At 65.5% G+C, this 12,668-nt stretch carries 9 protein-coding genes, 1 tRNA gene and 2 rRNA genes; 3 read left to right on the forward strand and 9 right to left on the reverse strand.

All coding sequences use genetic code 11. The features are described 5' to 3' along the window. Positions 1–74 precede the first annotated feature (74 nt). The 6 genes from RIA72_RS14705 to RIA72_RS14730 form a co-directional block, all read right to left on the reverse strand. Positions 75–620: a VOC family protein gene (locus tag RIA72_RS14705; protein WP_350032803.1), complete on the reverse strand. Its 546-nt coding sequence runs from the start codon at positions 618–620 to the stop codon at positions 75–77. Beyond that, the gene (hppD, locus tag RIA72_RS14710; protein ID WP_350032804.1) at positions 617–1,705 is read right to left on the reverse strand and encodes a 4-hydroxyphenylpyruvate dioxygenase; all 1,089 of its coding nucleotides are present in this window, start codon (positions 1,703–1,705) and stop codon (positions 617–619) included. Before hppD ends, RIA72_RS14705 begins: the two co-directional genes overlap by 4 nt. 166 nt (positions 1,706–1,871) lie before the next feature. After that, positions 1,872–3,755: an ABC-F family ATP-binding cassette domain-containing protein gene (locus RIA72_RS14715; protein WP_350032805.1), complete on the reverse strand. Its 1,884-nt coding sequence runs from the start codon at positions 3,753–3,755 to the stop codon at positions 1,872–1,874. Positions 3,756–3,807: 52 nt separating this feature from the next. Further along, a complete protein-coding gene (locus RIA72_RS14720; protein ID WP_350032806.1) occupies positions 3,808–5,358 on the reverse strand; it encodes a DHA2 family efflux MFS transporter permease subunit in 1,551 nt (516 codons plus the stop codon). A 4-nt stretch (positions 5,359–5,362) separates the two neighbouring features. Further along, the gene (locus tag RIA72_RS14725; RefSeq protein ID WP_350032807.1) at positions 5,363–6,511 is read right to left on the reverse strand and encodes an HlyD family secretion protein; all 1,149 of its coding nucleotides are present in this window, start codon (positions 6,509–6,511) and stop codon (positions 5,363–5,365) included. Continuing rightward, positions 6,511–7,938, reverse strand: a complete 1,428-nt coding sequence (locus tag RIA72_RS14730) for an efflux transporter outer membrane subunit (protein WP_350032808.1) — start codon at positions 7,936–7,938, stop codon at positions 6,511–6,513. Before RIA72_RS14730 ends, RIA72_RS14725 begins: the two co-directional genes overlap by 1 nt. Positions 7,939–8,003: 65 nt before the next feature. Here RIA72_RS14730 and RIA72_RS14735 point away from each other — a divergent pair, with 65 nt between their 5' ends. From RIA72_RS14735 to RIA72_RS14745, 3 genes are all read left to right on the forward strand, one after another. After that, entirely contained in the window at positions 8,004–8,648 is a 645-nt protein-coding gene (locus RIA72_RS14735) for a TetR/AcrR family transcriptional regulator (protein ID WP_350032809.1), read from the forward strand. Between the two features lie 106 nt (positions 8,649–8,754). Beyond that, positions 8,755–9,426 (forward strand): ribulose-phosphate 3-epimerase, encoded by a 672-nt coding sequence (gene rpe / locus RIA72_RS14740; protein ID WP_350032810.1) that lies wholly within the window; start codon positions 8,755–8,757, stop codon positions 9,424–9,426. A gap of 3 nt (positions 9,427–9,429) precedes the next feature. Continuing rightward, positions 9,430–11,208, forward strand: a complete 1,779-nt coding sequence (locus RIA72_RS14745) for a heparinase II/III family protein (protein ID WP_350032811.1) — start codon at positions 9,430–9,432, stop codon at positions 11,206–11,208. A 483-nt stretch (positions 11,209–11,691) separates the two neighbouring features. Here the strand turns inward: RIA72_RS14745 and RIA72_RS14750 are convergent. The 3 genes from RIA72_RS14750 to RIA72_RS14760 all read right to left on the reverse strand — a co-directional run. Next, positions 11,692–11,768 (reverse strand) — tRNA-Met (locus RIA72_RS14750). Positions 11,769–11,875: 107 nt separating this feature from the next. Beyond that, positions 11,876–11,990 (reverse strand): 5S ribosomal RNA (gene rrf, locus RIA72_RS14755). 115 nt (positions 11,991–12,105) lie between these two features. Further along, positions 12,106–12,668, reverse strand: a 23S ribosomal RNA gene (locus tag RIA72_RS14760); the annotation flags it as partial.

The following is a 12,668-nucleotide window of genomic DNA, read 5'->3' on the forward strand; positions in this document are numbered from 1 at the left end:
GCGTAGCGAAGCAATCCAGAGTGGCTTGTCCCGTTCTGGATTGCTTCGCTACGCTCGCAATGACGATATATAGATTACTCGTTCGCCGCGGCGTGCAGCCAGTCGGCGTGGCGCGGCGCCTTCTTCGTCTGGCTCCATTCCTCGAGCATCAGCGGCGCGACCCGCTTCAGTTCGGCATATTGCTCGTCGGTGCCGATGTCGCACGCGAGTTCGATGCGATGCCCGTTGGGATCGAAGAAATAAATCGACTTGAAGATGCCATGGTGCGTCGGGCCGAGCACTTCGACGCCATTCGCTTCGAGATGCGCCTTCGCGGCGACCAGCTCGTCATAGCTGCCGACCTTGAACGCGAGGTGCTGCACCCAGGCCGGCGTATTCGCGTCGCGCCCCATGTCGGGCTGGTTGGGCAGCTCGAAGAACGCCAGCACATTGCCGCCGCCCGCGTCGAGAAAGACGTGCATATAGGGATCATATTCGCCGGTCGACGGCACATGATCCTCGGCAAAGGCGGTCGTATAGGTCATGCCGAGCATCCGGCTGTACCATTCGACCGTTTCCTTCGCGTCGCGGCATCGATAGGCGGCGTGATGGACGCCGCCCAATTTGATCGGGCTCGTCATTCGGCCGGTTCCTCGACGTTGAGCGCGCCGCGGCGGATCTGGTCGAGTTCCATCGACTTGAACAGCGCGGTGAAATTGCCCTCGCCGAACCCCTCGTCCTTTTTGCGCTGGATGAATTCGAAGAAGACCGGGCCGATCACCGTCTGCCCGAAAATCTGGAGCAGCAGGCGCGGGTCGCCTTCGGTCGTCGATCCGTCGAGCAGGATGCCGCGCGACTGCAATTCCTCGACCGGCTCGCCATGGCCCGGAAGGCGCTCGGCAAGCATCTCGTAATAGGTCGCGGGCGGCGACGGCGCGAAGGGATTGCCCAGCGCCTTCAATTTGTCCCACGCGGCGTAAAGGTCGTCGCAGGCAAAGGCGATATGCTGGATGCCCTCGCCATTATAGGCGCGGAGATATTCCTCGATCTGCCCGCCGCCGCCGGCGCCTTCCTCGTTCAGCGGAATGCGGATCTTGCCATCGGGCGCGGTCATCGCCTTTGACGTGAGGCCGGTATATTCGCCCTTGATGTCGAAATAGCGGATTTCGCGGAAGCCCGCGATACGCTCGTAAAACGCCGCCCAATGCGCCATGCGCCCGCCATAGACATTGTGGGTGAGGTGATCGATCAGCTTCAGCCCCGCCCCGACCGGGTGGCGATCAACGCCCTCTTCATAGACAAAGTCGATGTCATAGATGCTGAGGTCGTCGCCATAGCGGTCGATGAGATAGATGATCGAGCCGCCAATGCCGCGGATCGCGGGGAGGCGCAGTTCCATCGGCCCCGTCTTGACCTCGACCGGCTCGGCGCCGCGCGCAATGGCTTCTTCATAGGCCTTGGCCGCATCGCGGCAGCGCCAGCCCATGCCGCACGCCGAAGGGCCATGTTCGGCGGCGAAATAGGCGGCGGGCGATTTGGGCTCGTAATTGGCAATCAGGTTGATGTCGCCCTGGCGCCACAGTTCGACGTCCTTCGACCGGTGGCGCGCGATGCGGGTAAAGCCCATGCGCTCGAAGACCGGCTCGAGAATGCCCTTTTCGGGCGCGGAGAATTCGACAAATTCGAATCCGTCGAGGCCCAGCGGGTTTTCGAACAGGTCGGCCATGGCTATTCCCTCATATGGTTTCAATTGAAACTATTATGGTGAAATGAGGCGAGCGAGTCAATGGAAAGCACACTCGTCACCCCGGCGGAGGCCGGGGTCTCGCCCTCGCTACCTCATTCGCCGGCGAGATCCCGGCCTCCGCCGGGATGACGCATCGACAGGATTGCTACGCCGCCGCCGTCTCGATCGCCTCGAGCGCGTCCATCCACGCCGCCTCGACGCTCTCCAGCTCCGTCGCCAGCTTGCCGCGCCGCTGCGCAAGGTCGCCCATCGTCAGCTTCGCAAGCGCAGGCTCGGCGCTCGCGGGGTCGAACATCGCGCGGTCGATCGCGCTGATCTGCGCGGCGAGCTTTACGGCGCGCGCCTCATGCTCCTTGGCGCTCTTGCGCAGCGCCGCCTGCGCCTCGCGCGCCCTGGCGGCTTCCTGCCGCGCGAGCTTGGCGTCCTTCGGCTTGGCGGGCGCCGACTTCGCCTCGCCATTGTCGCTCTTGCCAAGGATATAGGCGACATAATCGTCGATGCTGCCGTCAAAATCGCGTGCCGTGCCGTCGTCGACGAGCACGAGCCGGTCGGCGCTGAGTTCGAGCATGTGGCGGTCGTGGCTGACAATGATCACTGCGCCGTCGAAGCCGCTGAGCGCCTGCACCAGCGCCTCGCGCGCATCGACGTCGAGGTGGTTCGTCGGCTCGTCGAGGATCAGGAGGTGCGGCGCCTCGCGCGTGATCAGCGCGAGCGCGAGCCGCGCGCGTTCGCCGCCCGACAGCTTGCCAACCTCGGTCGTCGCCTTGTTGCCCGAAAAGCCGAACCGCCCGAGCTGCGCGCGCACCGCGCCGGGCGTCTTGCCCGCCATCACGCGCGTCATATGGCCCAGCGGCGTATCGCTGCCGTCGAGTTCCTCGACCTGATATTGGGTGAAATAGCCGACGCGCATCTTGCCCGACGCCGCCATCGCGCCCTCCTCGGGTCGAAGCTGCGCGGCGAGCAGGCGCGCGAGCGTCGTCTTGCCGTTGCCGTTGCGGCCGAGCAGCGCAATGCGGTCGTCAGGGTCGATCCGCAGGTTGAGGCGGCTCAGCACCGGCTTGCCCGGCGCATAGCCGACGCTCGCCAGGTCGAGCGTGATCAGCGGCGGGCGCAGTTCGTCGGCGGGACTCGGGAAATCGAACACCAGGCTGGGGTCTTCGGCCAGCGCGGCAATCGGCTGCATGCGTGCAAGCTGTTTCGCGCGCGACTGCGCCTGTTTCGCGGTCGAGGCGCGCGCGCTGTTGCGCGCGATATAATCCTGCAGCTTCGCGCGCTGCGCGTCCTGCGCCGCCTTCGCCGCGGCGAGCTGCGCCGCCCGTTCGGCGCGCTGGCGCTCGAACGCGTCATAGCCGCCGGGGTAGAGCGTCACCTTCCCACCCTCGAGGTGCAGGATATGGTCGACGACATTGTTGAGCAGGTCGCGCTCGTGGCTGATCACGACAAGCTGGCCCGGATAGGCGCGCAAAAAGCTTTCGAGCCACATCGTCGCTTCGAGGTCGAGGTGGTTCGACGGCTCGTCGAGCAGCAAAAGGTCGGGGTTCGAAAAGAGCAAGGCGGCGAGCGCGACGCGCATCTTCCACCCGCCCGAAAAACTGTCGAGCGGCCGCCCCTGCATCTCCTCGTCAAAGCCAAGGCCGGTGAGGATGCGCGCGGCGCGCGCGGGCGCGGTATAGGCGTCGATGGCGATCAGCCGCTCGTGAATATCGCCGAGCTTGTGCGCGTCCTGCTCGACCTCCGACGCCGCGAGCAGGTCGGCGCGTTCGGTGTCGGCGGCAAGCACCGTGTCGAACGGCGTCGCGCTGCCGCTCGGCGCTTCCTGCGCGATATAGCCGATGCGCGTCTTGCGCGGCATTTCGATGCCGCCCTCGTCGGCTTCGATGCTGCCGATCATCGCCTTCATCAAGGTCGACTTGCCCGCGCCGTTGCGCCCGATCAGCCCGGTGCGGCTTTTCGCCGGCAGGCTCGCACTCGCGCGGTCGAGGATGGTGCGCCCGCCAAGGCGCACGGTAAGGCCGTTGATCGTCAGCATGGCGCGCGCCTAGCATGGCGCGCGGCAAAGCCCAAGCCGCTGTGTGTCCGACCTAATGTCCGGTCGCCATCGCGACCTTCTTCGGAAGCGGAGCGCACCACACAGCGAGCGCCGCGATCACGAACACCGCGCCCGACGCCAGAAAGATGTGAAGCACGCCGATCGTCGCCGCCTGAACCTCGACCAGCCGGTCGATCGCCGCGCGCGCCTGTTCGATCGTCAGGCCCGCGCGCTCGATCATCGCCATCGTCCCGGCGGGGTCGTTGAGCGCGGGGACAAGCTCCGATCTCGCGACGCGCGTTTCGGAATCCCACACGGTTGTCGCGATCGCGGTCGCGATCGCCCCGCTCAGCGTGCGGAGGAAGTTCATCAGCCCCGCCGCCATCGTCTGATCCTTTTCGGGCACCGAACTCAGCGCCAGCGCGGTCAGCCCGACAAAGAAGAAGGGCATTCCCATCCCCTGAAGCAGGTGCGGCGTCACGAGCGTCCAATAATCGGTGTCGGCGGTCCAGCCCGCGCGCAGCAGCGACATCAGTGCCATCCACAAAATGCCCGCGCAGATCGAAATGCGAATGTCGATCCGCCCGATCAGCGCGGCGGCAATCGGCGAGAAAAGCACCGCGAATACGCCGATCCACGCGACGATCAGCCCTGTGTCGGTCGCGGTATAGCCCGCGACCTGCTGGAGCCAGAGCGGGGTCAGCACGACCTGCGCGAAAAAGGCCCCGAAGCCGAGCGAAATGGCGAGCGTCGAAAAGCTGAATCCCTGGAAGCGGAAGATGCGCAGGTCGACGACGGGATTGGCGTCGGTCAGTTCCCAGATGACAAAGGCGGCGAAGCTGATCGCCGCAACAATCGCGAGCCCGATGATCCAGGTCGAACCGAACCAGTCATGCTCACGCCCGGTGTCGAGCATGATCTGGAACGCGCCGACCGAAAGCACGAGCAGTGCCATGCCGATCATGTCGATCGGCGCCCTGGCGCGCGGCGTTTCAAAGCGCGCCAGCAGAGTGCCGACACCGAAGGCACAGATCGCAACCACCGGCAGATTGATGAAGAAAATCCACGGCCAACCCCAATTGTCGCTGAGCTGCCCACCGAGAATTGGACCGAGAATCGGCGCGGTCGTTGTCGTCATCGCCCAGATAGCCAGCCCAATCCCGGCTTTTTCCTTCGGGAATATCCGCAGCAACAATATCTGCGAGAGCGGCATCAGCGGCCCGCCCGACAGCCCCTGCAACACGCGGAACAGAACGAGCGCATCGAGCGTGCGCGACACGCCGCAAAGAAAGGAAAAGACGCCGAAACCGACGATCGAGATCAGGAACCACCGCACGGTGCCGAAGCGGGCGGCCAGCCATCCGGTGAGCGGGACGACGATCGCGTCGGCGACGGCATAGCTGGTGATCACCCATGTTCCCTGCGTCGGCGACACGGCCAGCCCGCCCGCGATATGCGGCACCGACACATTGGCGATCGTCATGTCGAGCACGACAACAAAATTCGCGAGCGCGAGCGCGAAGGCCGCGGCGAACAGTCGGATACCCGACAGGGGCTGCGGCTCGGCGGCGATGGCGATCGCGGGCGCGGCGGCGCTGGCCATGATGTCAGTCCCCGCGCGTGTCGATCGTGACGTCCATCGACAGCCCGACGCGCAGCGGATGCGCTTTCAGCTGCCCCGGATCGAGCGCGATGCGCACCGGCAGCCGCTGCACCACCTTGACCCAATTGCCCGTCGCATTCTGCGCCGGGATCAGCGAAAAGGCGGCGCCGGTCCCCCCGGCGATGCCGACAACCTTGCCGCGATATACGACATCGCCGCCATAATAGTCGGACGTCAGTTGGGCCGGCTGGCCGATGCGAATGTCCGCGAACTGGCTTTCCTTGAAATTGGCGTCGACATAGGCGGCGGTGATCGGAACGATCACCATGATCGGGACGCCCGCCGCGATCCGCTGCCCCACCTGAACCTGCCGGTTGGTCACGATTCCATCGACGGGCGCACGGATCACCGTGCGCGCAAGGTCGAGCCGGGCCTTTTCCAGCCGGGCGGCCGCCGCGGCCACTTCGGGCGCGCTCGTCACGGTCGTCCCGCGCACCACGGCTTCGGCCGCGCCCAGATCGCCGCTGGCCGATCGGCGCGTCGCCTCGGCCGTGGCGATCGCCGCCGCGGCTAGATCGCGCGCAGCCTGCGCCTGTTTGAGCGAGGCACGCGCGGCGGTCAGTTCCTCCCCCGACACGGCACCCGTCGCCGCGATGCTTTCGCGGCGCGCCAGTTCGGCGCGGGCGCGCTCGACGCTGGCGTCGGCATCGCGCAGGCGCGCGCGCGCCTGTGCGACATCGGCACCGCGCGCCGCGACCCGCGCGCGCGCGGCATCGGCGTTCGCATCGGCCTGTCCATAGCGCTGACGCGCGAGGCGGAGCGCCGCCTCCGCATCGGCGACCGCGATGCGTTGATCGGCATCGTCCAGAATGACAAGAATGTCGCCCTTTTTGACCGCCTGCGTCCCGCTGACGCGCACCTCCTTGACCGGCCCCGCGACGAGCGCGGTGACTTGGGCTGAATCGGCGCCGACATAGGCATTGTCGGTGTGGACGCGCCCCGCTTGCGTCAGAAAATACCAGAGCCCCCACAAAAGCGCGGCGGCAAGGACCACAAGCCCCAGAATATGGAGCCATTTCCTGCGCCGGGCGCCATTGCCTTCGCCGACGGATTCGGGAGCGTCGGGCGTGGGGGCAGCCGTTTCGTCGGCCATCATTCGTCTCCTGTTGGGCGGGATGCGCTATAGCCGCCGCCGAGCGCGCGGATCAGCGCGATGTCGAGCGATAGTTCGCGCGCTTCGAGTTCGGCGACGGCGCGGCTCAGGGCAATCATGCCGTCTTCGGCGGTGAGCTGCTCGATCTGATTGGCCAGACCGGCGCGATAGCGAAGCCCGGCCAGCGTCGAGGCCGCCTCCGCCGCCGCCAGCGCGTCGCGGCGCGCGGCAAGCTGGCGGATCGTCGCGGCGCGCGACTGGACGACATCGGCAACGTCGCGCAAGGCGCCGATCAGCGTGCGGTTATAGGTCGCAACCGACGCGTCATATTCGGCGCGCGCGCCGCGATAACGGCCTTGCAGCCGCCCGCCCGAAAAGACCGGAAGGCTGATCGCGGCGCCGCCATTGCCATATTCGGACCCCGCGCTGAACAGGTTGGACAGGCCGAGCGACTGGAGCCCGACGAGCGCCGACAGGCTGATATTGGGATAAAAATCGGCGCGCGCGACGTCGATGCGCTTCGCTGCCGCTTCGCTCCGCAGCCGCGCCGCGGCAATGTCCGGCCGCCGGCCGACCAGGTCGATCCCGGCATCGTCCGGAAGCGAGAGGTCGGCGCGGACGATTTGCGGCCGCCCGATCGCCCGTCCGCGATCGGGGCCGGCGCCGACGAGCGCGGCGATACGGTGGCGCGTCGCCATGACCGCTTCGTCGAGCGCGGCGACATCGGCGCGCGCCGCGGCAGCGCGGCTTTCGGCCTGATGCGCACTCGCCTGATTGTCGAGACCCGCGCGCACGCGGTCGCGGGCCAATGCGGCGCTTGCACCGCGCACACGCACCGCCTCGTTCGCGACATCGAGCGCGCGATAATAGCCAGCAAGGTCAACATAGGCCGCCGCGATGCCGGTAGTGAGCATCAGCCGCGCCTCTGCCGCATCGATACGCGCGGCTTCGGCCTCGGACGTCGCGGCGGCAAGCGCGGCGCGGTTCCTGCCCCAGAGGTCGAGATCGAAACCAAAGGTCGCAGCGACATGGCCGCTATCCTGGATGCCATCGGGTACGAACTGGGGCGGGATACCCATATTTGCGCTTTGCTGCACGCCCCCCGCGGCGGCTTCGGCGCCGATGCGCGGCAACAGGGCAGCACCCGCCTGCTGCGCCATGGCCTCGGCAGCGCGAACGCGTGCAGCAGCGATCGCAACGTCGGGTGAGCCCGCCAGCCCCTCGGCGATCAGCGCGTCGAGTTGCGCGTCGCCAAAGCGATGCCACCAGCCCTCGGCCGGCCAAATCCCCTGTTCCCCGGCAAGCGCGACGCGCGAATCAAACGTGCCGGGCGCTGCCACAACGGGCGTCGGACCCAGATCCGGAAGGCTTGCACAGCCCGCCAGCAGTCCGGAAACGGCAATGGTAACAAAATGTGATCGGGGCATGGCTTCCAACGATACTAGCTGGTATCATGCGCTGATGGACGTTGGAGGATGCGTTGTCAATCGAAATGATACCAGATAGTACGCCGAACGACGGGGCGCCACCGGACAACCCCGCCGCGATGCGCCGCAAGGCATTTGTCGACGCCGCCCGCGACCTTTTTTTCGCCAATGGTTATGCGGGGACGACGATGTCGTCGATCGCCAGCAAGGTCGGTGGATCGAAAACGACGCTTTGGACCTATTTCCCCTCGAAGGAGGAGCTGTTCGCTGCGGTGGTCGACGATATCGTCGAGCAATATGGCGACATGCTCTCGATGGACCTTCCGTTCGACGAACCGGTGCCCGATGTCCTGCGCCTGTTCGGAAATCGACTGATGACCAAATTGACGACGACGCCGATCCTGTCGCTCTATCGCCTCGTCGTCGGCGAGGCCGAGCGTTTCCCGCACCTGGCCGAAACCTTTTACGAACGCGGGCCGCGCCGTGGCAAGGCCCGCGTTGCGCTGTGGATCGCGGAAAAAATGGCACGCGGCGAGCTGAGGGCGGGCGACCCCATGCGTGCGGTGCATCAGTTTGCGGGGCTTTGCCAATCGGGCCTGTATCAATTTGCCCTGCTCAACCTGCCCGACAACCATCCGTTCGATAGCCTCCGGAACGATGTCGATGCCGCGGTAGAGGCCTTCTGCCGCGCCTGGCGACCGGACGATTGACCAGCCGCGACGATCGCCATCGCGCGTGGCGACACCAAGCCGCTTTTCCACCATCGCCGACCCGCGCCCGCTTGCTCCCGACTCGCTAGATGGTTAAGGCCGGTGCATGACCGCCACGCCGCCCGCCGTCCGCATTGCCCCGTCGATCCTGAGCGCCGACTTCGCCAAGTTGGGCGAGGAAGTGCGCGCGATCGAGGCCGCGGGGGCCGACTGGGTGCATATCGACGTCATGGACGGCCATTATGTGCCCAACCTGACGATCGGCCCGATGGTGGTGAAAGCGCTGCGGCCGCATTCGGCCCTGCCCTTCGACGTTCATTTGATGATTTCACCCGTCGACCATTTCCTCGACGCCTTCGCCGCCGCGGGCGCCGACATCATTACGGTGCATCCCGAGGCGGGGCCGCATATCCATCGCACCGTCCAGCACATCAAGTCGCTGGGCAAGCAGGCAGGCGTGTCGCTGAACCCCGCGACGCCGGCGAAGATGCTCGATTATCTCATCGACGAGATCGACCTGGTGCTCATCATGAGCGTCAATCCGGGCTTTGGCGGTCAAAGCTTCATTTCGAGCCAGCTTCGCAAGATCGAGGCGGTGAAAAAGATGATCGAGAAATCGGGCCGCGACATCCGCATCGAGGTCGATGGCGGGATCGACGCGACCACCGCGCCGCTCGCCATATCGGCGGGCGCCGATGTGCTTGTCGCCGGGACCGCGACGTTCAAGGGCGGGCCCGATGCCTATGCCGGCAATATTCGGGCGCTGCGCGGGGCCTGATCGATGGAGGGGAGACCGTTGACCGCCGCCCCCGCCGACCCGCCGCTTGCTCCCGGTGACGACGCCGTACCGATCGACGATACGATCGAACCCGGCAAACGCCTGATCCGCCTGCCGGCCGACAAGGGACTCTCGCTCGGCGACCGTGTCGCCAACGCGATCACGCGTCTGACCTGGCGCACGCCGCTCCACGCCTTTCGGCTTAAAGGGCGCTTTCCGCTCAAGCTTCTGGGTGTGCCGGTCGATCCTGTTCCGGGCGACCCGCGCGCGGGCACCGCAATCCGCGCCGGCCATTTTCTGCACCGCGGGTTGAAGCTCCCGCTCGGCGAGCTCGACTTTGCCACGCTCGGCGTCGCGCCCGCCTTTGCCGATTATCTCCACAGCTTTGCCTGGCTGCGCGACCTTGCCGCCACCGGAACGCGCGCCAATGGCGCGCCGATCGCCGAAGCGGTGGTGCGCCACTGGCTCGGCACGCATGGCGAGACGGTGAGCGAACCCGCGTGGCGCGCCGACAATACCGGCTGGCGCATCCTGTTCTGGGCAGCCCACGCACCACTGATCCTGTCATCGAGCGACCTGGTCTACCGTTCGGCGGTGCTCAACCATCTGGCGCGTGCGGCGCGCCATCTCGACCGCGTCGCCGACAAGACGCGGCCGGGCACCGGACAGATGGTCGCGTGGGTCGGCATCGTCGCCGCGTCGCTGTTGATGCCCGGCGGCGAACCGCGGCAGGTGTTCGGCGAGGCCGGGCTGCGCAAGGTGCTGGAAACCAGCTTCTACGCCGACGGCGGCAATATCTCGCGCTCGCCGCAGGCACAGCTCGACGCGATCATGGCGCTGTCGATGCTCGCCCGGATTTATGACATGCGCCGCATGGAGGTGCCGCCCTTCGTCCAGGAAGTGTTCGCGCGCGCGGTGCCCGCCCTGCTTGGCCTGCTCCATGCCGACGGCGGCATGGGCAGCTGGCAGGGCAGCGGCGCGACATCGGCAGCGCGCATCCAGGCGATCGTCGCCGCAAGCGGTGTACGCGCACGGCCTTTGAAACAGGCGCGCGACTGGGGGTATCAGCGGCTCGTTGCCAACAAGGCCGTGCTGCTCGCCGACGCCGCGCCGCCGCCGATCGCCCGCGTGACCGAGGCCGGCTGCGCCTCGACGCTCGCCTTCGAACTTAGCGACGGCGACGAGCGCATCGTCGTCAATTGCGGAGGTGCCGCGCTCACCGGCGCAACGATTCCCGCTGAGCTTGCACGCGGGCTTCGAACGACGGCGGCGCATTCGACGCTGACGATCGGCGACAGCAATTCGACCGCGATCCTGCCGGGCGGCGCGCTGGGCAAGGGAGTCACCGAGGTCGAACTGGACCGCCGCGAAACGGCGCAGGGCAGCCGGCTCGAGATGAGCCACGACGGCTATGCGCGGCGCCATGGCCTGATTCACCGCCGACTGTTGATTCTGTCCCCCAACGGCCGCGAATTGCGCGGCGAGGACATGCTCCTTCCGGCGCCGCGGACGCGGCGCAAGGGCGACAAGGGCTTCACGATGCGCTTTCACCTTGGCGCCAACATCTCCGCCAGCCTGACCGCCGACAAACTGGGCGCCCTGTTGCGCATCGGCGGCGGCGCGCTGTGGCAGTTCCGCACCTCCGAAGGCACGCTGGAGATCGAGGAAAGCCTGTGGGTCGACGGCGAGGGCCGCCCGCACCCCGCCGAACAGCTTGTCGTCACCGGCACGGCGCCGGCGGGCGGCGTCAGCGTCGGGTGGATATTCAAACATATCGGGTAGGAAAGCACGGTGGTTGCCGCCGTGGATCCGCGATCCGATCGGTGCAAGGGTCCCTGACCAATCCAAAGGTCAGTAAAGGTCAGCCTTATGCAACTCCCCGATTGACCTACCCGATGGATAGGCCGCGCACGGTGGCGGCTCGCGTTAAATCGCGACAGCGACCTTCTATCGACAGATTGAAAGAACCCGGACGCGAAGGCTGGCACAGGGGGATTATGTAGGACAGCTTTTTTCTCGCGGGCGTTCAGATTGGAGTGCCGAGTTGCAGTTAAATCTTCCCCCATCGCATCGCGACCGGGAGGAGTGAAAAGGCGGCTTCCTCCCGATCTGCCGTTGCGCATCACGCTCCGCGCGAAGATGGAAGCGGACATGAATGCAACCCGCCCAGGAAAAGTCGGAACTCCAACCTCGGAATAGTGGGAATGGGCGCCCAAGCCAGATACGAAAAAGCCCGCCATCTCATTGAGAAAGCGGGCTAAATACTGGTTGCGGGAGCAGGATTTGAACCTGCGACCTTCAGGTTATGAGCCTGACGAGCTACCGGGCTGCTCCATCCCGCGTCAACCAATTGCGCGAATCCCGGCCGGGATCGCGGAAACAGCAAAGGGCGGCCAACGCCGCCCCGACTTTGTGAATGGGTTTCTTTCGACCTTACGCCGGCCACAATGCCTGGCGACGTCCTACTCTTCCGGGGCTTGAGCCACAGTACCATCGGCGCTGTCAGGTTTCACGGCCGAGTTCGAGATGGGATCGGGTGGGTCACTGACGCCATGGTCACCAAGCAATGAAGCCGGCGTAGGTCAAAAGGGTTTCAATCGATATCCGTGCAATACTGTCTGATCAATCATCCGTCATTCGCGGACAAACCTGTCAGGCTTGTCGTTGATGGCGGGACTCTTAAGTGCGAATAGAGCAATTAGTATCGGTTAGCTCCACGCGTTACCGCGCTTCTACATCCGATCTATCAACGTGGTGGTCTTCCACGGCTCTGTGAAATCTTATCTTGAGGGAGGCTTCCCGCTTAGATGCTTTCAGCGGTTATCCCGTCCATACATAGCTACCCTGCTGCGCGGCTGGCGCCACGACAGGTACACCAGAGGTATGTTCAACCCGGTCCTCTCGTACTAGGGTCAACTCCTCTCAAATTTCGACGCCCACGGCAGATAGGGACCAAACTGTCTCACGACGTTCTGAACCCAGCTCACGTACCACTTTAATTGGCGAACAGCCAAACCCTTGGGACCTGCTCCAGCCCCAGGATGTGATGAGCCGACATCGAGGTGCCAAACGATTCCGTCGATATGAGCTCTTGGGAATCATCAGCCTGTTATCCCCGGCGTACCTTTTATCCGTTGAGCGATGGCCCTTCCATGCGGTGCCACCGGATCACTAAACCCCACTTTCGTGCCTGCTCGACCTGTATGTCTCGCAGTCAAGCACCCTTATGCTTTTACACTCTA

It is taken from the genome of Sphingopyxis sp. (assembly GCF_040216815.1).
Lineage (GTDB): Bacteria > Pseudomonadota > Alphaproteobacteria > Sphingomonadales > Sphingomonadaceae > Sphingopyxis.

What these genes read in the sequence shown, in the direction of transcription:
- RIA72_RS14705 (WP_350032803.1), bottom strand. Translation starts at nt 620, where the DNA reads ATGACGAGCCCGATCAAATTGGGCGGCGTCCATCACGCCGCCTATCGA.
- hppD (WP_350032804.1), bottom strand. Translation starts at nt 1,705, where the DNA reads ATGGCCGACCTGTTCGAAAACCCGCTGGGCCTCGACGGATTCGAATTT.
- RIA72_RS14715 (WP_350032805.1), bottom strand. Translation starts at nt 3,755, where the DNA reads ATGCTGACGATCAACGGCCTTACCGTGCGCCTTGGCGGGCGCACCATC.
- RIA72_RS14720 (WP_350032806.1), bottom strand. Translation starts at nt 5,358, where the DNA reads ATGGCCAGCGCCGCCGCGCCCGCGATCGCCATCGCCGCCGAGCCGCAG.
- RIA72_RS14725 (WP_350032807.1), bottom strand. Translation starts at nt 6,511, where the DNA reads ATGGCCGACGAAACGGCTGCCCCCACGCCCGACGCTCCCGAATCCGTC.
- RIA72_RS14730 (WP_350032808.1), bottom strand. Translation starts at nt 7,938, where the DNA reads ATGCCCCGATCACATTTTGTTACCATTGCCGTTTCCGGACTGCTGGCG.
- RIA72_RS14735 (WP_350032809.1), top strand. Translation starts at nt 8,004, where the DNA reads ATGATACCAGATAGTACGCCGAACGACGGGGCGCCACCGGACAACCCC.
- rpe (WP_350032810.1), top strand. Translation starts at nt 8,755, where the DNA reads ATGACCGCCACGCCGCCCGCCGTCCGCATTGCCCCGTCGATCCTGAGC.
- RIA72_RS14745 (WP_350032811.1), top strand. Translation starts at nt 9,430, where the DNA reads ATGGAGGGGAGACCGTTGACCGCCGCCCCCGCCGACCCGCCGCTTGCT.